The 19,732-nt window shown below is 33.4% G+C and carries 20 protein-coding genes, 1 pseudogene and 1 other annotated feature; of the genes and pseudogenes, 5 read left to right on the forward strand and 16 right to left on the reverse strand.

Features of this window, described 5'->3' with window-relative positions:
* Positions 1–66 precede the first annotated feature (66 nt).
* The 3 genes from ACIP9C_RS04140 to ACIP9C_RS04150 form a co-directional block, all read right to left on the reverse strand.
* Positions 67–615 (reverse strand): GNAT family N-acetyltransferase, encoded by a 549-nt coding sequence (locus ACIP9C_RS04140; RefSeq protein ID WP_401008867.1) that lies wholly within the window; start codon positions 613–615, stop codon positions 67–69.
* A 169-nt stretch (positions 616–784) separates the two neighbouring features.
* Positions 785–1,171, reverse strand: coding sequence for a DUF5071 domain-containing protein (locus tag ACIP9C_RS04145; protein ID WP_401008869.1), 387 nt, complete (start codon positions 1,169–1,171; stop codon positions 785–787).
* Between the two features lie 84 nt (positions 1,172–1,255).
* Positions 1,256–2,131: a LysR family transcriptional regulator gene (locus ACIP9C_RS04150; protein WP_401008871.1), complete on the reverse strand. Its 876-nt coding sequence runs from the start codon at positions 2,129–2,131 to the stop codon at positions 1,256–1,258.
* A gap of 123 nt (positions 2,132–2,254) precedes the next feature.
* On the opposite strand from ACIP9C_RS04150, the gene ACIP9C_RS04155 reads away from it, so the two are divergent.
* On the forward strand, positions 2,255–2,959 hold the full coding sequence (locus ACIP9C_RS04155) for a YczE/YyaS/YitT family protein (RefSeq protein ID WP_401009174.1): 705 nt from the start codon (positions 2,255–2,257) through the stop codon (positions 2,957–2,959).
* Between the two features lie 249 nt (positions 2,960–3,208).
* On the opposite strand, the gene ACIP9C_RS04160 is transcribed toward ACIP9C_RS04155, so the two are convergent.
* The gene (locus ACIP9C_RS04160; RefSeq protein WP_401008873.1) at positions 3,209–4,123 is read right to left on the reverse strand and encodes a DMT family transporter; all 915 of its coding nucleotides are present in this window, start codon (positions 4,121–4,123) and stop codon (positions 3,209–3,211) included.
* Between the two features lie 28 nt (positions 4,124–4,151).
* Positions 4,152–4,664 carry a GNAT family N-acetyltransferase gene (locus ACIP9C_RS04165; protein ID WP_401008875.1) on the reverse strand — a complete coding sequence of 171 codons (513 nt, stop codon included), beginning with the start codon at positions 4,662–4,664 and terminating at the stop codon, positions 4,152–4,154.
* Between the two features lie 139 nt (positions 4,665–4,803).
* On the opposite strand from ACIP9C_RS04165, the gene ACIP9C_RS04170 reads away from it, so the two are divergent.
* The gene (locus ACIP9C_RS04170) at positions 4,804–5,724 is read left to right on the forward strand and encodes a LysR family transcriptional regulator (protein WP_401008877.1); all 921 of its coding nucleotides are present in this window, start codon (positions 4,804–4,806) and stop codon (positions 5,722–5,724) included.
* Positions 5,725–6,269: 545 nt separating this feature from the next.
* Here the strand turns inward: ACIP9C_RS04170 and ACIP9C_RS04175 are convergent.
* From ACIP9C_RS04175 to ACIP9C_RS04185, 3 genes are all read right to left on the reverse strand, one after another.
* Positions 6,270–7,184 (reverse strand): EamA family transporter, encoded by a 915-nt coding sequence (locus ACIP9C_RS04175; protein ID WP_401008879.1) that lies wholly within the window; start codon positions 7,182–7,184, stop codon positions 6,270–6,272.
* A gap of 361 nt (positions 7,185–7,545) precedes the next feature.
* The gene (locus ACIP9C_RS04180) at positions 7,546–7,989 is read right to left on the reverse strand and encodes a DUF5412 family protein (protein WP_401008881.1); all 444 of its coding nucleotides are present in this window, start codon (positions 7,987–7,989) and stop codon (positions 7,546–7,548) included.
* Between the two features lie 422 nt (positions 7,990–8,411).
* Positions 8,412–9,665: a DUF445 domain-containing protein gene (locus ACIP9C_RS04185; RefSeq protein ID WP_401008883.1), complete on the reverse strand. Its 1,254-nt coding sequence runs from the start codon at positions 9,663–9,665 to the stop codon at positions 8,412–8,414.
* 316 nt (positions 9,666–9,981) lie between these two features.
* Between ACIP9C_RS04185 and ACIP9C_RS04190 the strand changes: the two are divergent.
* Positions 9,982–10,189: pseudogene (locus ACIP9C_RS04190) on the forward strand (hypothetical protein); the annotation flags it as partial.
* Positions 10,190–10,630: 441 nt separating this feature from the next.
* Here the strand turns inward: ACIP9C_RS04190 and ACIP9C_RS04195 are convergent.
* From ACIP9C_RS04195 to ACIP9C_RS04220, 6 genes are all read right to left on the reverse strand, one after another.
* On the reverse strand, positions 10,631–11,044 hold the full coding sequence (locus ACIP9C_RS04195; RefSeq protein ID WP_401008885.1) for a GNAT family N-acetyltransferase: 414 nt from the start codon (positions 11,042–11,044) through the stop codon (positions 10,631–10,633).
* Positions 11,045–11,069: 25 nt separating this feature from the next.
* Positions 11,070–12,296: an MFS transporter gene (locus tag ACIP9C_RS04200; protein ID WP_401008887.1), complete on the reverse strand. Its 1,227-nt coding sequence runs from the start codon at positions 12,294–12,296 to the stop codon at positions 11,070–11,072.
* Positions 12,297–12,360: 64 nt separating this feature from the next.
* Positions 12,361–12,625, reverse strand: a binding site (T-box leader).
* Positions 12,626–12,745: 120 nt separating this feature from the next.
* Entirely contained in the window at positions 12,746–13,168 is a 423-nt protein-coding gene (locus ACIP9C_RS04205) for a stage III sporulation protein AH (RefSeq protein WP_401009175.1), read from the reverse strand.
* Positions 13,169–13,986: 818 nt separating this feature from the next.
* Positions 13,987–14,280: a MazG-like family protein gene (locus tag ACIP9C_RS04210; protein WP_401008889.1), complete on the reverse strand. Its 294-nt coding sequence runs from the start codon at positions 14,278–14,280 to the stop codon at positions 13,987–13,989.
* A gap of 50 nt (positions 14,281–14,330) precedes the next feature.
* Entirely contained in the window at positions 14,331–14,759 is a 429-nt protein-coding gene (locus ACIP9C_RS04215; RefSeq protein WP_401008891.1) for an LOG family protein, read from the reverse strand.
* A 215-nt stretch (positions 14,760–14,974) separates the two neighbouring features.
* Positions 14,975–15,499 (reverse strand): GNAT family N-acetyltransferase, encoded by a 525-nt coding sequence (locus tag ACIP9C_RS04220; RefSeq protein ID WP_401008893.1) that lies wholly within the window; start codon positions 15,497–15,499, stop codon positions 14,975–14,977.
* A gap of 420 nt (positions 15,500–15,919) precedes the next feature.
* Here ACIP9C_RS04220 and ACIP9C_RS04225 point away from each other — a divergent pair, with 420 nt between their 5' ends.
* The gene (locus tag ACIP9C_RS04225) at positions 15,920–16,240 is read left to right on the forward strand and encodes a YflT domain-containing protein (protein ID WP_069481407.1); all 321 of its coding nucleotides are present in this window, start codon (positions 15,920–15,922) and stop codon (positions 16,238–16,240) included.
* A 458-nt stretch (positions 16,241–16,698) separates the two neighbouring features.
* Positions 16,699–17,415, forward strand: a complete 717-nt coding sequence (locus tag ACIP9C_RS04230) for a class I SAM-dependent methyltransferase (protein ID WP_401008895.1) — start codon at positions 16,699–16,701, stop codon at positions 17,413–17,415.
* Between the two features lie 420 nt (positions 17,416–17,835).
* On the opposite strand, the gene ACIP9C_RS04235 is transcribed toward ACIP9C_RS04230, so the two are convergent.
* Entirely contained in the window at positions 17,836–18,468 is a 633-nt protein-coding gene (locus ACIP9C_RS04235) for a type 1 glutamine amidotransferase family protein (protein WP_401008897.1), read from the reverse strand.
* Between the two features lie 74 nt (positions 18,469–18,542).
* Positions 18,543–19,505, reverse strand: a complete 963-nt coding sequence (locus ACIP9C_RS04240; protein ID WP_401009176.1) for a helix-turn-helix transcriptional regulator — start codon at positions 19,503–19,505, stop codon at positions 18,543–18,545.
* Between the last annotated feature and the right edge of the window lie 227 nt (positions 19,506–19,732).

Below are 19,732 nucleotides of genomic sequence, written 5' to 3' on the forward strand. Positions count from 1 at the left end.
TCATTGGTTCAAAAAAAAAGAGCTGCCTATGCAACTCAAAAGATACTACCTCTTTTTTATATACACTTACTTTGCGTTTATAAAGTAGACTAGATGATCTGTCCACTTGTCGTTCTCGTAGATGAAACCTTTCCTTGTGCATTCATAGACCATTCCAACACTTTCTGCCAATTTTATAGACGGTATATTATCAATATTTATATGAGCTTCGATTCGATGATAATTTAGTTTTTCAAACGCTAAATCAATCGCTGCTTTTACAGCCTCTTTACCATAACCTTGTCTCCAAAATTGGTTATGGATCGTATAACCGAATCTAGCCCATTGAAATTCTCTCCTCATAATTGTCGAAAAGTCTATAAAGCCAATATGAGTATTATCGACTTTTCTAAACACGCCAAATATATATACTTTGTCATCAACAGCCATTTGAAAATGTTCTGTAACTAAATCATGAAACCATTCTTTCGTACAAATGCTCATATCTATTTTCCCTTCATCGTATTTATGCTGAGAAGGTAAACGATTTTCATATTGGGTAAGCCAAGTAGAATAGTCTTCCTCTTCTATAATTCGAATAACTAATCTTTCTGTTTCGGTTTTTATCTTATTCAATCAAACACCTCATCTAGAAATATTTTCTAATATAAAAATTCTCTTGAAAAACGATAAATCCTTCTTCCACTATCCTCATCCTTCACAGACAAAAAATAGCCCCGCGATAGTGAAGCCCATTCATATAAGTCGTCGATTTATTTTCTAAGTAGTGATAAATCTCATTATTTCAGAGTGTCTCTAAAATTTCTTTTGCAATTTCATCGAGTTCTTCTGCTAGCTCAACTTCTGTAGGGGTTTCGGCCACCCTTGTTAAATATTCTTTAAACTGAACTCTTGACTCTAATGGCAATTCAATAACTAAAAAGTGAAGAATAAACCACTTCCAGTTATCATCATCTGAAGATAAAACAGCATTTACATGGGGGACAATTTCCTTGGGGAAAGTTAATAAAATTTCTAATACACCAGGAGCAACTGGCCAGTTCATATCCTGAGTAAATACGAGTAGCTCTGGCAATAAAGACACTAGTATATTTCTATCCAGTTTTTTAATTTCAACAACCTTATCGATATCATGTTTATTTCTCGGGAGGAAAACTTCAAACTCTTCCAAATCCATCACTCCTATGGTTCTTATTCATAGCAATTATTATTGCACTAGACTGCTACGTTAACTGGGAGCTATCATCGCAGTTAATTAATCAACCATTTCCCAAAATTGAGATGCCGCTTTGGAAACTTGTTGGGCCTTTAATTTAACTAATACAGGCTCTAGATGAAAATCAAATTGTTTCAATTCAAAAAGCGTTGTATGTTCTAAAAATGGTGATGTGTAATCCATTCTTGGAATAACGGATAATCCTAATCCTCTACTAACAAGTGCCTCAACCATCCTCAAATCTTTACACTCGATAATGATATTTGGCTTAACCTGATGTTCATCAAATACTTTGAAGAGGTCTTCATGGAAGGAGAGGCCTTCCATAGATCCTAGCATTATGAATGGAAACTGGGCAATCTGTTCAATCGTCACATGCTGTGCTGAAAACGATGTTGCCCAACTTTTTGGGATAATGACAGCGGTTGGGTGTTCTTTTAATTTTTTCATCTCATACTGTTCGCTATTGCCCAAACGTAAAAGTAAGGCAACATCAATTTCTCTTTGTTCGAGTCTTTTTAATAATTCTTCTGAATGCCCTGTTACTATATTCATCTTAACATTCGGATATTGTGTTCTAAACATACTGACATAGTCTATAAGCATGTTCGAACATGAAGATGATACACCGATACTTACTGTTCCTCCTATACCTTGTTCGATTTCTTGAATTCTCTGCTTTACATCTTCAATTTGCATTAGCATTTGATTGGCATATTGATATAATATGTCACCTGTTTCTGTAAGCTCCCATTTTTGACGATATCGATGAATTAATGTTGTGCCAAGATCATTTTCAAGCTTTTTTAACAACTGACTAAGCGGTGGTTGCGCGATATGTAGCACTTCTGCTGCTTTAGAAATACTTCCTTGTTTCACAATTTCTTTGAAGTAATATAGTTGTCGAAAATCCATTTCATCTCTCCATTATATGTTTTTTAATATGATTAGTTTATCATATATATATTTTTCATATCTTGAATTTGGCATTATAATTCTATATATAGTGCTTATATTAAATAGGAAGTGAGAGATATGATGAATCATCAGATTAAAACCTTGAAGCGTATCATCTTGTACGTGCTCGGGTTATTTTTTATGTCGATTGGTATTAGCCTGTCGATTCAAGCAGGATTTGGCGTATCGCCTGTGTCATCATTAGCATATGCAAGTACACTAACGACTGGCTTATCGGTTGGTGTGACAATGGCACTTGCAAATGTTTTATACATTATTATTCAAGTAATCATAAGTAAACGAATGGAGTTAACTGAATTTGCAGGTCAATTCATAATTTCATTTTTATTTGGGTTCTTGATGGATGCAGCGCTCTCTGTTGTACAACTTTTCCCCACACCTGAAACCTTCTTTACTCGAATTGTTTTTTTAATTAGTAGCTTATTTGTTATAGCAATCGGCTTAATGGGCTATACAACTGCCAAACTTCCATTAATGCCGTATGATGCGTTAACTTACGCAATTAGCGAAAAATTTAATATAAAATTTGGTAAAGCAAAAATTTCAATCGATTTCATAAATATTTGTGTAGCTGGTGCAATCTGTGTAATTTTCATTCATTCATTAGGCTCAATTGGAATCGGTACACTTATTGCCGCCTATTTTATCGGCAAAATTTTAGGTTGGCTACTACCAAAATATCAACCAACTCTTCAACAGTGGGTATTTAAAGCGGAGAAGACTTCCCAAGTAATGATACAGGAAGAGGGGAATGTGAAATTGTAGATATACATTTAGTAAAAGGGATATTTTAATTCAAACTTTTAATGCCAAGCAATTTTAATCTTTCTTGAGCAATCCATGTTGCGCAAAAAATCAGATCTACACTATAGAAGTTGAAATTGGACTCAGAATGACGGCTTGGAGAGGAATGTAGAAAAACTATGGTGTCTTGAGCACAAGTAATCATTCATTTAATAAATATTTAATAGTGCAGACACCTATAATTTTCTGCTTCAGTAGTTGGTTCATAAATTAATTGTGGACGCTTTGATTTGCGACAATAGCTTTTGTCGTATCACTCTTTTTTGTATAGTATGAAAACAAATAACATCCCCCTATTGCTATGACACTCCCTATGCCTTGTAACCAACTCATTTTTTCTCCTAATAGTAGAAAAGCTAAAATGGCAGTAAATATTGGATTAAAATTCAGGAAAACGCCTGATGTAGTTGAACCTAAATTGTGCACACACATATTCCAAAATAGCATACATACAACTGTTGCTAATACTCCTGTATAAAGAATCCCACAAATGAAAGAAGTATCTATATGGGAAACAGTAAATCTAGGTATGCTTATTGGGAAAAGCATTATTAGTCCAAAAATAGCAGAGTATAAAGTGGACATTAATGCCGAAGTTTTGGTCATAGCCCACTTACTACAAATTGTATAAATTCCCCATATACATACTGCAGCAAGCATCCACAAATCTCCTGTATTAAACTTCAATGATAACAAGTAGTCTATTTTCCCTTTTGATAGTACAAGTATGACACCACCAAAGGAAACACTCATTGCAACAATTTGTAGCATATTCATTTTCTCTTTCAAAAATATAGCTGAACAGGCAGCGATGGAAATCATATTTAATGTTGATATTAAGCCAACATTTGTTGCAGTTGTCTGCTCTAATGCTAAAAACTGTAGAAGGTTAAATAGAACAACACCTGTTAACCCCATTAAAACTAAAGGAAGTATTGCATTTTTTGGAGGCAAAATCTTTTTTTCTTTCCACCATACAATAGGCACAAGACAAATGACTGCAATCATCCACCTCAAGGTTGTCAGGGTGATAGGTGAAGCATGTTCCACAAGCGTTTTACTAACAACAAAACTTCCTGCCCATAATAAACAAGTTGCAAGCAACAAGACATAATACTTCTTCACCTTTTATTCCCCCTTCTTCCAAACAGATTTATTCTTCTACAGGTTCTTTAGGACCTTGCAACTCTAATTGATAAAAATCTAAATCTAGCCAACTATTAAATTTATAACCTGCTTTTTTAATAGTACCTGAATAGACAAAGCCAAAGTTTTTATGCATATCAATGCTTTTTTCATTTTGAGCATCAATTCCAGCAATTAGAGTCATGTATTCTCTTTCCGTTGCAATAGCTATTAATTCTTGAAGTAATGCCGTTCCAATTCCATTTTTTCTATAGCCTTTATCTACATAAATAGAATGCTCAATCGAATATTTATAAGCTGGCCAAGCTCTAAAAGGGCCAAATGTCGCATAACCTACCACTCTTTTATCTAGCTCATATACTAGTATTGGATTTCCCTCCTGCATCTTTTGGTCATACCAACTTTGTCTATTTTCAAGAGTTTGGGGTTTATATGTGTATACAGCAGTCGTATGGAGAATTGCATCATTATAAATGTTTAAAATGTCCATTAAGTCCTGTGGCGTTGCTTCTCTTATCATGTTTTTCTCCCTTTCTTTTTTGCTTTATTTATAATCCTCCTTTTATATTAAATCTCTTCATTCATAAGGTAAAATTGAACTTTTTATCCCCTTGCTATAGACTAAAGTTATAGCAAGACAAATGATGGGTGGTGAGGAAATGACATTTCAGCAATTTCGTTATCTTGTAGAGATTGCCAAACATAATTCAATTAGTAAAGCCGCTTCAGCACTTTTCGTAACACAACCTAGTATTAGTAAATCAGTGCGTGATTTGGAGTCAGAGCTAGGGATTATAATTTTAGATCGAACGAACAAAGGGGTTGTTTTTACTAAAGAAGGAACTGAGTTATTGTTTTATGCAAAAATGCTTCTGGAACAAACGGAGGCTGTTAAACATCATTTTGATAAAGACAAGAAAATTGGCCTAACGAAGTTTTCTATTTCATCACAACATTATAGCTTTGCAATTGAAGCTGTTGCGAATTTAATGGAACATTTTAAAGAACGAAAATATGAGCTGGCAGTTCGTGAAGGTAAATCAACAGACGTTATTGATGACATCTATTCAAGCAGAAGTATTATTGGTATTTTATCTGTAAGCGAATTAAATAAACACTTTTTTGAGCGTCATTTCATCTCCAAAGCTTTACTATTTACTCCACTGGCTTCATTGAAGCAACACGTCTTTTTACGCAAAGAACATCCTTTAGCCCATTATCAAACGATTACATTTGAACAATTACGAGACTATCCTTATTTAAGCTATCAACAGGATGATATGCTTTTACATTTTGCAGAAGAAACGCTCCATGTCCATAATATTGAAAAGCTAGTCTATGTGACAGATCGCGGCACGATGAATAATCTCCTATCTAATACGAATGGCTACAACCTCGGAACAGGTTGCATCGTGAACAATTACATGAACCCCAACGTCATCTCGATTCCGTTAGAGGAAAGTCATCTGATTCAAGTAGGATATGTGAAGCGAAATGATGTATTTTTGCCAGAAGAGCTTCTGATATATCTCGATTTTGTAAAATTAGCATTGGAAAAATCAATGCCTAAAGAAAATTAAAGCGCTCTTTCTTTTACTGAAAGAGCGCTTTGAGGCACAAAAAGCCCCAGTTAGTTGAATTTATCCTTCTTTATTTGTAAATTAGATCCTTTGGCATATAGGTGTTTCCACCTGCTACGGTTTCTTTTGTTTCTACATCATAAATGGCATATCTACCTATAAATTTATTTGAGCATTTTCATCATTTCAACGCAGGTGGAAATGCTAATTCAATCGCTTATTTCCTCATAATGTTCAGTAAGGATTATTTGATATCTCATTGAATTCATATTCATAAACTTTCTTGCATCTACAAATAACAAGAAGAAATACAGAAGGACTGAAATATATGAAAAAAATAATACTCGTTCCTTTTAATGATTCTCCTTATCATAAATTCTGCTTTTGCAAAAATCAAATAAAGCATATCTACCTCAAGATTAACCCCCAAGTGTATTAGAGTTAGCCTTTTTATGTGAATTAGGTCCATCTATCCTTGAAAAAATGTCTACACAAGGAAAAGAGCAATTAATCACATCTGAACGAATCGAAAAAATTGTATTACTCTAAAGTTCTGTTGTTTCATAGCGAAAACGGGTTAGCCTCTTCTCTTTTCGTACTTCTAGCACTTGAGGTATAAAAATCCCTAATAAAATACAAACAATACCAAACCATTGCAAAGGAGAAACGACTTCATGAACAAGTGTAATAGACGCGATAACCGCTGTTGGTAGTTCGACAGCTCCTAAAATTGTTCCAAGGCCTGTACCTACTTTTGGTATACCAACGGAAAAACAGATAACAGGTATGACAACACCAAAGAAACCAAGGATTAATGCATATTTCCATAATCCAGCCTGCAGTGTACCATCAATCAAGTATGTCGGGGGGAAAACTAAGCAAACAAATAGTGTTGCACTCGTTGTCATAAGAAAGCTTTTTGAATAGATTGGTACTTCGGTGGAAACACGACCACTTGCAAATATATAGAGGGAAAAGGTTATAGCAGCTAGTAATCCAAAGATTATTCCTTTAATAGATAATTGCTGTCCTAATCCTTCAAATACCCCTCCAGCAAACAACGTTCCTACAAATAAGATAATAATCGAAATGACCTTTTCACGACTCGGAACAGTTTTATTAGCAATTGCTTCAATTAGAACGCCCATCCATGTGAATTGGAATAACAACACAATAGCAATTGATGCAGGTAGTTCTTTTACAGAAAGCCCGTAAAAAATACTTGTTAAACTCATTGTTATCCCAACTGCTAACAGTGATAATATATTTTTCAAAGATACTTTATGACGAGAAAAACAAATAACAAGTAATAATAGTCCAAACCAGCCAAATACATATTGTCCACCTAAAAGTTCAGGAAAGGTAAATCCATTTGAAAACCCAACTTTAAGAATAGAAGATAGGACCCCATAGCTACAGGCACCTAATAAAACCACTAAAGAAAACTTCAATTTTTCCAAAAAAAATCCCTCCAAAAAATAAAAAATCTCGTCGTCTATAAATAGACGACGAGCGAATGAAACAGAGCTAAAACTCTACAAAATTCCGCCACTCACGAACTCGTGAGTGTTTGCTTATAAAATTAGGACAATTATATGCAAATATTTTCTAAGTGTCAACACTATTTGAGGTTTTTTGCACTTTAAACAGTATTTCTCAATCGTTTTAAAATAATAATTGATAAACAAATTTCATAGAAGTTTTAGGAAGAAAAGATATATTTTTCGCTTCTTCCCTTTTTACTAATATCATTCAGTAATATTTTTTTGACAGTTACTCATTTATGGCTCTGGGGCCCGCCCCATTTGTGGAATAAGAAAATTAGTCTTGATAGCAAGTCTCATAATCATCTTTCATTAACAAACTTTTACAAGCCAACCCATTCTCGTGATAAATCTCTTTTCCAACTTTTAATTCGATACTTCTATTTGAATTTGGATAATTAGGTTCATCATTAAGAATGTACAGGGTATCTGCATCCAGCCACTTCATAGAAAAACTACTTTTTGCATCACTATAATAAATAATTTGTACTTTATCCTTCTCGCTATTATTTGTAATTTCCACCCATACATTAACACCACCTGCTGCACCACCAAATGGCTCATAATATGCATTAGCAGCATATTTTTCTGTAGGAGATATGACCGGCCCGTGTCCCTTTTGGACGAATTCTCTATCAATTTCACTAAATGTAAAAAAGTACGTTTCATATATATAGATTGAAGATACTAAAGCAATCCCAGATAGCGTTGCAATTAGCATTTTTTTAGGAAAAGGCTTCTTTTTAATGAAGGCAATTATTATGTAAATACATACAATTAAAAATAAAATAATAGTAATAAATGCAATTAAGATACCGAATAAAATTAAAATAAAAATCCCCCTTTCTTAAGCTCAAACACAATCATTCAAATAAAAAATCCTTCAATATTCTTCTTCAAGTCAACATTGCTTCTTTAGTTTAACAAAGAAAAAAAGAGCTGCCTATGCAACTCATCTGAAATTAACCCTATATTTTTATCATAAAGACACCTTATAACAACTCTTTAATTTTCCCTTTTTAGCTAATAGCACAAGAAGCGATTGTTTTAATTGAACAATCGCACTCTGCTAGTTGAAGAAGGAAATGAAATCTTACTAAAGTATTCGGTAATGTAGCACTGGGAGATCCTTGCTAATTTATCTTATAAAACCATTTTCAAAATCGTTAAGATAATTCCTATGAAAAACCCGCATACAGCTCCATTCACTCGTATCCATTGTAGATCCTTACCAATGTTATTTTCCATCATATTAATAAGCGTTTTGTTATCCAATTTTTCCAGATTTTCTTTAACAAGAATACCTATTTTTGAATGATTTTTATCAAGGTAGTCTATAATTTGCTTTTGAATCCAATTTTCAATACTTTCCATTTTCTGAGGTGATTCTAGTATGTTATTTATAATGCTTTGCATAAATGAAATGACATACCTTTCAATAAATTCTTCATCTTCGGCTAGAACTATCAACTTTTTCTGTAGTTGCTTTAAAATCTCAGTAATTTGATCTATCGAGCTCCAATTGTTTACTTGTGTATCCTTCCAATTATTTACTTCAACCATTAATTCTTCCTTATCAGGTAAGCCTTCTAACTCTTCGCGAACTCGGGAAAGAATCAACTGCCTATATGGGTTATCATCTCTTTGTAAAAGAGTAATTCTTTTAAGAATAAATGGTTGAAGCATATTCCCTAACTTTTCCTCATTTACTAAATTGCGAAAAGAACTAATAGCCAACTTTAAAAAACCCTCTGCTTCAATATTATCAAGTAATTGTTTGGCTATTACTCCTATTTTTTGCTTTGTCTCTTCTTTTGACATCCACTTTTCGACTTCAGTCAAGCTATAGTTCAAAGCTTTTTCATCTAATTTTCCGTTTAGTGCTAGGGTAATTGTAGATTGAAGAATTTTTTCTACTTTTAAAGTGTGAAGATATTCCTTTACCTCTTTTTCAATAAACGGAGCTACTTTTTCTAAATTTGCAAAGCTGATAATCTCCTTAAGAATCGAACTAATTTTTCTTTTCAAAGTTACTGCTGACAATTCTTTCTCAGCAATTTGTATGAGTTTATCTGCAAAATGAATTTGTTTGATTTTCTCTATAATACTTTCTTTAGTCAGCCAATCTTTTTCAAGCATGGATATAAGAGCATTAATCATTCTATCTCGGTTTTTTGGAAGCAATGCGGTATGTGGAATGGGGATACCCATGGGATGGCGAAAAAGAGCTGTAACAGCAAACCAATCTGCCAGTCCACCAACTAGTCCTGCCTCAAATCCACCTTGCAATAATCGACCCATAATAGTTTCTTGAAAAGGAATCGTTATAAGAAAACCTGCACCCATAACACCTAAAGAAATTTTCGCTAAATAATTTGATTTTTTTCCGTTTTTCATCAATGTAATCAACCTTTTAAATTATTCTTGATACAAATTTGATTGTATTAGAATTTGAATTTTAGAATTTACTTTTGTCGTTTTTTTCTCTTGTTAATAAAAACTGCACTTAAATATTGTTCACCGAAACTAATATTAAATTCTTTATAAAAATGAAATTTCTTCTTGGTCTACCCCGCTTCGTTAGTTCAATAAAAAAAATTTGCATATGCATCTCAATAATTTTTAATCAATATCCTCGGCATTGCGCAGGAATTGGACAGCATGATCCAGATTCCATATTTATAGATAAAAACCTGAAAATTTTACTACTTGAATAAAATCTCCGCACACTTGGCTTTCCTCTATATGGAAAGCTGTTGAATACATTATTACAGGAGTAATTGAAATGACTGCCATAGACTTTGGCGTAACTATTTCCGAATCGGTTATTGGTGACTGTATTTGCTGTCGCAGCTGCCATTGTCGCTCCAATTCTAATCGCCCTTACGATAAATGTGGACCGCAAAAAATTGCTCATTGCCCTAAGCGTGAATACGTCCTTTATTCAATTTGGCTTTGCGCTGGAATCTGGATTAGGCGCCCATACCTCTATACTAATTTTGAGTTGGGTTGGTTTAGGTGCTATATCCATCGCTTTACTTCTTACCACCTTGCTTTTTTTAAAAATGAATAGTGGGATTAAAACTACTATTGATCTCTAAAGAAAATGAAATAGCCCCAATATGACTACACCCTTCCTTTATATTGAAATACCCGGCAAAAAATCGGCATATTCAAATGTAGGTAGGGTGTTTTTATACTATCAAAAATTTAAATATTTCAATCCTCTGGCGGTCAACTTTTTATGCCATGCATTTCGATGTAAATGCAACTATGTCCTTTTTCAACTAACCTCCTCATTCCTCAATAATAATTAATACCCCCATTTTTGCACGAGCAATTATTGCTGCAACAATTGCATCTTAAAGTTTTTTTGTGTAATAATATCGCTTACCCGTTAGCGGATAATTATTGAGTACAAATTCTTCTTTATAGCCTAGCTTCACGTAAAAATCAGGCGCTTGAAAACTAAAAGTATTTAGGAAGGCATATTTACATCCTCTATTAATAGCAATCCTCTCAACTTTTCGCATCAATTCTGTACCAATATGCTGTCCACGAAGTTTTTCGCTTACCCATAAATATTCAACTTTTAACCAATTTCCATGTGTATCACCAATCAAACCTGCAACTCTATTTCCTTCTTCATCCTCTACAAAAATACCGATATCTTTTACTAACTTATCTTCAATGTTCTCTAGATTGTATTTTAATAACTGTTGAAAAATATGTTCTTTTTCCTCTTTCATAATCTTTTCAGTTTCAATGTATTTCATTTTACCGCCTCCTATTTGTGATTCATTAACTGTTTAAAGAAGAAATTTCTTTTTTAAAATAATCCTGCCTTTTAGCAGCTGTCACAGCCTTCAATGCTAATAATCCTAATAAGAAAAAGGCTATTGACCCTATCAAGCCTATAGGACGGATTGAAGTTAATTCAGCAGCTAAACCTATTAAAACCGTTAAAACAATAATGAAACCTGCTTCTAGGACACTAAAGAAACTTCCGAATCTTCCCATCATCCTTACAGGAACATGATTTTGGTAGAACGTCAAATATCCTGTATTGGCAAACGTTACAGCAAACCCTATTAAAAATACACCAGGTGCTGAACTAAAAAAGCCACTCGAGCTATAAAGTACGAGATAACCTATTGATGTAAAAATAGTACCAATACCTATTAAAAGATTAACTGCAAGTTGATTTGAAAATACGGAATTAATAGTTGAGCCTATTATTATGCCAGCTCCAAAAATACTTAATAAAAACCCATAATTGGTGTCTGATATTGAAAGTACACCTTTAGCAAATGCTGCCTCGAGAGAATCTATTGCAGTCATGAATATCGTAGTACCACTAAATAATAAATATATCTTTGTAATATAGGTATCGCTCTTACTGAAATTAAAAACAACTCGAAAATCATTTTTTATTAAGGCCCATGTAAATCTTTGCACTTCTGTCTCTTTGAGTCTTGTATCAACATTAGGTAGCATCATAATAATGAATGCTGAAAAAAATAAAGCCACTGCATTGACATGGATGGCGGTATAAGGAGTACCCATCCAAAATAAAACCCCTGCAATGGCAGGTCCTATTAGTGAACCACACGAGTTGATAAAACTCCGTAGAGCATTAAAGCGTTGCCGATCGTTTTCTGGTATTAGTTTCGTCATATAAACCATAGAAGTAGGCTGAAAAATAGCACTGCCCATATTAATGATAAATGCTAGTACATAAACATTAATAAGTGAAGGTAAAAAAGGTATTAACGCAATACATATTGCTCGGAAAATATCTAAACTCATCATAAGTAGCCGTGTATTTACCCGATCAATTAAACTACCTGCCCAAGCATTCGAACATATCGTTGCAATAGGACCTAGTATATATAAAATAGCAATTGCAAGTGGGGAACCTGTTTCATTCAATATTATTAAATTTAGTGCGATTAGGTAAACCCATGCACCGACATTAGAAACGCCTATTCCCCCTAATAGTATTAAAGGATATTTCCATCTGGACATCATCACCACTCCAATTTTATTTTTAGTAAAACAAAATAAAAAAACTCACCCCCAAGATAATTATCTTGGGGGCGAGTCATATCGCGGTGCCACCCCAGTTCATTTCTACATCGCTGTAGAAGCCTTATCGAGTACGGCCATCGTGAATAAATCACCTGCGATACTCTATCTCGTTAACGTGAGAATACGTTGCATCATCATTGTTCCTTCAAACAAATCCAATACACAGCTCCAAGGCTTGTTTCAACACATTTCCTATCCCTCTTTTTCAGCTATCAGAGGTCTCTGTAGATAGTACGTATGTTTACTCTTCTTTTCGTAGCTTTTCATATGTAATTTTGTAAATTTTATACTATTTTAAATTGAATTTCAATACAAAAAGAATATAAATTATTATACTTCATCCATAACCTTACTTATTTTTATTGAACTAATATGCTTTTTCCGTGTTAAATCAATAAGAAACTATCCCATATTTTATCATCAACCCTAAAAAAACCTTCGTGCGAACATGCTGCTAGTAGACATTGATCATCTTGATAAAACATCAAATCCTCTGGTAATGCTGGTGTAATCCACCCAAAAAGTGAGTCACTACGTTCCTTTAGAAATTTTGTGGTAACGTTATTTAAATGAAAATAATAGACATATGCTGTACCTTCACCAAGCACTGTCGTCTCCCACTGTCGTTGGATTTTTCTTTCGATAATCTGGTCTTTAATTTCTGCTATTAATTCATCAACAAAGGCTAGCCTCAATTGTTCATTATCCATTAATTGTCTGTTCTCTACGAACGCAAAACGGTTACACCTTGTTGCTAAAAACTCGATAAGATGTTGATATCGTTTTCCTTCAACTTTTTCTGTAATCATTATCAATTTTAAATCCCCTCATTTTTTGATTGGTTATCACAATACTCTTCTTTGCTATCAATACCCAAATTATAGCATTAATACAAATATAAAAAGAAAACAGCTTGGTAGTAAAACATACCAAGTTGTTTTCTTTCTTTTATTGAACATAACTGCCTGCTATGAAGAAGCAGTTTAACGTCTGTGTTGCTTAAAAATTAATTAGTACTTTACAACTTCAACTCTTTTGTACGTTTCAAATTTATTTGCAATGCATAACTCATGTTTAGAACAAGAGCCCCTTTTTTTCTGATCATTCTTCTACTGTTGCTTTATTAAACTAAAGCGCCCGAATGTTTAATACTCAAGCTAGCCAAATAAGTATAGAAACTTGAAGATAACGATACACCGTCGTCGGAAATTGGTGGATTAAATATTTCGTTCCTCACACTCGAAAGGTTCTTCGCATGAGAAAACTTCATGGAAAAATCCCTTATATGGGATATCTTCTTCGAGGCATTTTATGCTATATGACAACTCTTCATCGCACTCCAGCTCTTCACCGCTGTTTCGCATGACCTCGAATGCATCTATAATATTTTCCATGACCGTAATTTGGATAAATAAGGGCAGATTATTCAGCATCGAATCTTCGATGTTGGTCTCAGATGTGTATCCCTATATTGAGTAGTTACTCAACAATATGGCCCAATGCATAAAAAAGACGCGTTCCTAAATAAATGAGCCCGATTGTATAAGATCATAGCAAAGCCTTGTTGAAGAAATACTTCAGTTAAAGGAGGTATACTAAAAATTTTTACTAAACGAATGAAAATTCGTTAACTGATTTTGCTTTCCCACTTATCCAATTTTTTACTAATTAACTCGTGTAATTCTTTTTCGTTCTCGGATAATTTGTAAAACATAGCTAAGGCTACTAAAATAACATCTATGCATTCTTCTTTCACATCTTCAATTCCTAAATGTTTGTACTCACTTCCGCTTGCTTTTATGTAAGATAGTACAGCTTGAGAGATTTCGCCAACTTCCTCTGATAGCTTTAATGCCATTTGCTCTAACGTTTTTGGTTCTTTTTCACTGAGTAACTTAATTTCTTTTAGCAGTTGTTTCAAGATTTCTTCCTCTTTCTTTAATTATTTCTGAAGTTATTTTAATTTTGTTATTACCATTTATATATATAGGTACTTTTGTAATCCTTGAGTTTTTTTACTAACTCTTTTGAATTATTGTCAATGACTATTAATTCTTTATACTCCGAATTTACAAATCCTTGGTCGATCATATGTTCAAAAAGAGATAACAATGTTGTGTAGTAATTGTTGATATTGAGTAATGTACAAGGTTTATTGTGGTATCCTAGTTGAGCCCAAGTAAATACTTCAAACCATTCCTCTAAAGTCCCAGAACCACCAGGCAATGCAATAAACCCATCAGCATACTCTGCCATTAATGTCTTTCTTTCATGAATAGTGTTAACAACATGAAGTTCAGACAGTTGTTGATGTGCTATCTCAACATTTTTTAACTTCTCAGGTATAACGCCAATTACCTTACCACCGGCTTCCATCACAGCATCAGCAATTGCACCCATGCATTATCTCCGATGTCCCATTGCTATGTTCAATATAAACAAATAATGCGGCTATTTTTTGCTACTCTGTCGCATCAGCTGGGATTGGTAAAGTGACTATTACTGGTCTAAAAGGGGTGTTTCATTGTGACTTTTTACAAATGTCGCAACTATATTTTATTCAGAACATCAAGAAATGCACCTATAAGTTAGCTACAATAAAGTAACTAAGTCTATTACAACAAATCAGAGGATAACATTCCATAAACAATACTATCTGTCCATTCATTTTTATTCCAAAAATCTTGTATGAAATGGGCTTCCTTTCTCATGCCTATACGTTCACATAATTTTTTTGAAGCTGTATTCCGTGCATCAAGATTAGCTTGTATACGATGTACATTAAACTCACTAAATAATTTAATTACCAAATTACTTACTGCTTCAGTTGCCAAACCTTTCCCAGCTACTTCATTTGAAAAACTATAACCAATCTCAACCGTATCTTTCATATCTGTATACCATACGGATAGATCACCAACTACTTTAGTCTCGTATATAACTGCCAAACTTAACATTGATTCTTTAGTGAGTGCACTATTTGCTAGCTTCTTATTAAATCTTTTCTGCATATCTTCATGAGTCCACTTATTATGTAATAGGAACTTACATGTATCATCATTATTATAAATAGTAAATACATCCTGTAAATCCGTACTCTTAAAAGGTCTAATTATTAATCTTTTTGTTGTGAATTCCAAGTTAACTCTCCTCCCTCATATTCATTCTACAAAACATTTTTCGTTAGTATTTACCCCACTCTTCTTAGATTTTACTTGGATTACATATCATAGTAAATTAATATCCTTCTTCCTCTAAACTGCTCCGTTAATTTAAGTACTTTTCTCTACAATCTCCACGTTCAATTTAATTCTTGTATTTTATTCAACAATCTGGCCTTTAATGAAAACGAGCGCTGATTCTTATTCTTGAATAAGGTACAATCCCTAAATAGAATAGTACCCAATTATAGAATAACAACTTATAATGTTTTCGAGTTGTTCATTAGTATTCCATTAGTTGTTAATGACACTCTAACATAATTAAAAACTAAAAAGATGTTTTATTCATTCAATTTAGTGGAATAGATTGAATGTGAACATATATAGGAGGGATAAATAATGACAGTCAAATTGACAGTAGAAAACGTAGTACAGGCGAAACAAGAAGTGGAGAAATTAGAAGCGCAAGGATATCTTCGAGATAACATTTACATCTTTGCACATTATGAAGAACGTGAAGATGATATTAACGAAGCACTGGGGACAGAAGAAGCTGGTATTAGCGAGCAAGGGTTCCTGACTTCTATGAAGAACCTGGTGAATTCCCGTGGAGATGAACTTCGCAATAAGTTAGCTTCTGTCGGATTAAGTGAATCGGAAGCTGCTCAATTCGAAAAGGAACTGGATACAGGTAAATTGGTCATAGTTGCCAATAAGTAAAAACAAACCCGGGAGTCCAATCCCGGGTTTGTTTTTCATTTTACAAGTCCTCCTCGTATTCCTTGGACTTTGTATTCCAGATGGCCTTTCAACCAAGTCAGTATAAAAACCCATCCTTCTTTATGGTCAATGATCTGCTCAAGGAAATTTCCATCTTCTTCATTAAAGAGAATTCTTCAACAATATGGCCCGATTGCTGCATAAGGGTGGCATCAGATTTAACCACTTACAATCTAAAGCACAAAGATGTTCCCAAATACGATTTTGAGAACGGAGTTGGAATATAATTAAAGTTACCAAACGACGCTTTGGTAACTTTAATATTTAACGAGGTGAAAAAATCCATAATTTGTTATAATTTAATAGAGAAAATACAGGTTCTACAATGTCGTATGGGAAGATAAGAACACTTCATTATTAAGGGACTAATAAGTATAATTTAGAAAGTAGGTAAATGAATGATTCCACTAGTTTATGACCAAGTAAATGGTTGGGGAAAAGACGATGAATTTTTTTTAACATTATTGAAGAAGATTAATGTAAAGACTATAGCCGATTTAGGCTGTGGAACAGGGAGATTAACAACTCATTTTGCAAAAGCAAACTATCAAATTACAGCAATTGACCCAAATGAAGAAGCAATTGAATATGCGAAAAATAAGCAATATTCTAGTGAAGTGACATGGATTGTTGGTGATAGTACAAATCTACAAACCAATACATATGAAACAATTATTATGACTGCGAATGTTGCACAAGTATTTCTTACAGAGAAAAGCTGGGAAAATGTTGTCACAGATGCTTTTCGAGCGTTAAAACCTGGTGGCCATTTTATTTTCGATACTCGTAATCCATTAGTAAAAGTGTGGGAAGAGTGGGAAAAAGATACGACTCCGGATATAGCAACAGATTTATTGAACGATGAGCCACTTGAAATTTGGACACAATATGAAGGATTAGTAGACGATGTTTTTACGTTTTATGAAACGGTGAAAAGAAAACATACTGGAGAAGTAGTTATTCATGAAAAAATGCAATTGAAATTTAGAACACAGGAAGCAATTTATGAATCACTAAAAAAAGCAGGGTTTTCACAGATTCAAGTTTATGGAGATTGGGAATTTAATCAAGCAACTTCAAAAACAAAATCTTTTATTTTTCACAGTATAAAATAACTCCCTTCAACTTTTATGCAGAGTTATCCAAATAACGTTCCCAAATCAAAGTTTGGGAATACAGCAGAAAGACACTAAATGTTGTAATACAACATTTAGTGTCTTTTTTCTTTTGAACATTGGGCCATCTTTTATGACACTGCCCAAAAACCCTTTATTCAACAATCTGGCCCTTTAATGGAAGAAGGCGCATTCCTTATTAAAGAAATACGCCCGATTGTTGAAGATCGTTCTAACATTATTGCCAAATAAAAAAGCACACCGTTGTTCAATAAGATTAAAAAGAGATTTAGTTACCAATTCTATTTATAACAACTTCAGGAGTGCTTTGTAAGTTTTTTACTTCCATAAACATATGACATTGTCTAAAGCATGATTTTTATTTGAACTAATATAAAACTGCTAAGTTGATTTTTCAGCTCAGCTATTTATTGAATGCATTAACTGGAAGAAGTATTCAGGTTTATGAGTCTTATTTAGGTTATACCATGAATGTAATGTGTCGGGTGCAAATACATCTAATTTTTTCAGTACTTCCATCGTAAATTCTAAAGGTGCTACTCCTGATGCAGTAATCAAATTCTCACCAGATACCGCAGGTCTCATCTCATAAAATTTTTCTCCTTTATAATTAGGACAGACCATCTTAATATACTCTAAGTCATTGCTTGTGTGTTTTCTAGAATCTAAGTATCCCATATTCGCGAGACCCTCAGTTGCACCACAAATTGCAGCAACAATAGTGCCAAGCTTTAAAGCTCGGCCAATTATTTCAAGGATAGGTTGATGAATTTCTTCACTCCAAGTAGTCCCTCCTGGTAAAATTAAAAGATCTTTACTCTCAAGAGTACATTCATCAACGGAAATATCTGGTTGTATGTTCAGTCCTCCCATCGTAGTAATCATTTCTTTATTAGCTCCTACTGTAATTACTTTTAAAGGTGCTAAATCTTTTTTGAAATATCTTCCTGAGTTTAGTTCAGCAATTAAATATCCATATTCCCAGTCCGACATTGTATTAAATACATATAGAAAAACTTTTTTTGTTTGCATCCAATAACACTCCAATCACAATTGATACAGCTATTATAAGATAACTTCCCTGACAGTTAACGTCAGGGAAGTTATCATACTTGATGAAATTTTATTAATTCCGACAGAACTTCAATAAGTCTTTTCTTAAGACTTATTGGCTCAATGACTTTAATAGATTTATTGTACGGTAAAAGCAAATAAGGTACGTATGTATGTATCATATCTTTTTCAAGTAGAAAAACTGCTTGAGTTGAAGTCCGTTCTTGTAAATAATGTCCTAAAAACCAATGTTGGCAAATATCATCCAACGCTCTTGTATTCCCATTAATAACCAAAGGGGTAATCCCTTCCTTATCTTCTATAGTTGGAAGGAGATTGTCCATAAAAAAGTCACTTGCTGAAAAGTTTTCTGGTCGGTTAAACTTATTTTCAGTTAGCATTAAGCTTTCAATTCGATCCACTCTAAAGCTACGCATATCATTTCTAAGATGACAAAATCCAATTACATACCACTTATTATTCCAATAAATAATTCTGTACGGATCAACCAATCTAAATGTTGATTGTTCTTCGCCACATTTAAGGTATAGAATTTTTACAGAGTATCCGTCAGCTACTGCCTGCTCTACTTCCCTCAAGGAAAGCTCCATAGAGATGGATTTTAATCGACTTATTACTTCAAGACTAGTTAAATGTTGGTTTATCTTTGTTTCCTGATCTTGATTTGAGTATTTACTTAGTTTTGAAATGGCTCTATTTAGTGCTTCACCTCCATAATATCCAGCTTCTTCTGCAAAAACAGCAGCGTGGAATAGTGAAGTTTGCTCCTCAAAATCAAAAAAAAGAGGAGCTTCAATAAAATTATTTAATAAAGTATATCCACCGTTATGTCCTGTGTCCGAAATTATAGGTACACCACTTGTAGAAAGTGTATCAATATAACGATAAACAGTCCTTATATTCATCTCTAACTTTTCTGCAATTTGTTTTGCAGTAATTTTTTCACTTGAATTAAGCATCCATAGAATTGCTAATATATTGTCAATTTTAGGAATATAAATCCACCTCCATATAAAATTTATTATCTATCATATAAGTTTATTTTTCTTACTTAGTAATAAGTTTATCATTTAAATTTAACTTATTCCCTTGAATTAGATTATTCTGTCTTGTTAGTTTACGTATAATTCTTAACAACCTATTTCTGATTTTTAGTATAACCCATCAACTGCGTTATTCCACAATCTGGCCCTTTAATGAAAACGAGGGCTGTTCCTTATTA

The sequence above is a fragment of the Lysinibacillus sp. NPDC093210 genome, assembly GCF_044753985.1.
Taxonomy (GTDB): domain Bacteria; phylum Bacillota; class Bacilli; order Bacillales_A; family Planococcaceae; genus Lysinibacillus.

Excerpts from the sequence above, each read along its gene's own strand:
- ACIP9C_RS04150 (WP_401008871.1), bottom strand. The coding sequence starts at position 2,131 with ATGGATTTTCGACAACTATATTACTTCAAAGAAATTGTGAAACAAGGA.
- ACIP9C_RS04155 (WP_401009174.1), top strand. The coding sequence starts at position 2,255 with ATGAATCATCAGATTAAAACCTTGAAGCGTATCATCTTGTACGTGCTC.
- ACIP9C_RS04165 (WP_401008875.1), bottom strand. The coding sequence starts at position 4,664 with ATGATAAGAGAAGCAACGCCACAGGACTTAATGGACATTTTAAACATT.
- ACIP9C_RS04170 (WP_401008877.1), top strand. The coding sequence starts at position 4,804 with ATGACATTTCAGCAATTTCGTTATCTTGTAGAGATTGCCAAACATAAT.
- ACIP9C_RS04180 (WP_401008881.1), bottom strand. The coding sequence starts at position 7,989 with ATGCTAATTGCAACGCTATCTGGGATTGCTTTAGTATCTTCAATCTAT.
- ACIP9C_RS04185 (WP_401008883.1), bottom strand. The coding sequence starts at position 9,665 with ATGAAAAACGGAAAAAAATCAAATTATTTAGCGAAAATTTCTTTAGGT.
- ACIP9C_RS04195 (WP_401008885.1), bottom strand. The coding sequence starts at position 11,044 with ATGAAATACATTGAAACTGAAAAGATTATGAAAGAGGAAAAAGAACAT.
- ACIP9C_RS04200 (WP_401008887.1), bottom strand. The coding sequence starts at position 12,296 with ATGTCCAGATGGAAATATCCTTTAATACTATTAGGGGGAATAGGCGTT.
- ACIP9C_RS04205 (WP_401009175.1), bottom strand. The coding sequence starts at position 13,168 with ATGATTACAGAAAAAGTTGAAGGAAAACGATATCAACATCTTATCGAG.
- ACIP9C_RS04215 (WP_401008891.1), bottom strand. The coding sequence starts at position 14,759 with ATGGGTGCAATTGCTGATGCTGTGATGGAAGCCGGTGGTAAGGTAATT.
- ACIP9C_RS04225 (WP_069481407.1), top strand. The coding sequence starts at position 15,920 with ATGACAGTCAAATTGACAGTAGAAAACGTAGTACAGGCGAAACAAGAA.
- ACIP9C_RS04230 (WP_401008895.1), top strand. The coding sequence starts at position 16,699 with ATGATTCCACTAGTTTATGACCAAGTAAATGGTTGGGGAAAAGACGAT.
- ACIP9C_RS04235 (WP_401008897.1), bottom strand. The coding sequence starts at position 18,468 with ATGCAAACAAAAAAAGTTTTTCTATATGTATTTAATACAATGTCGGAC.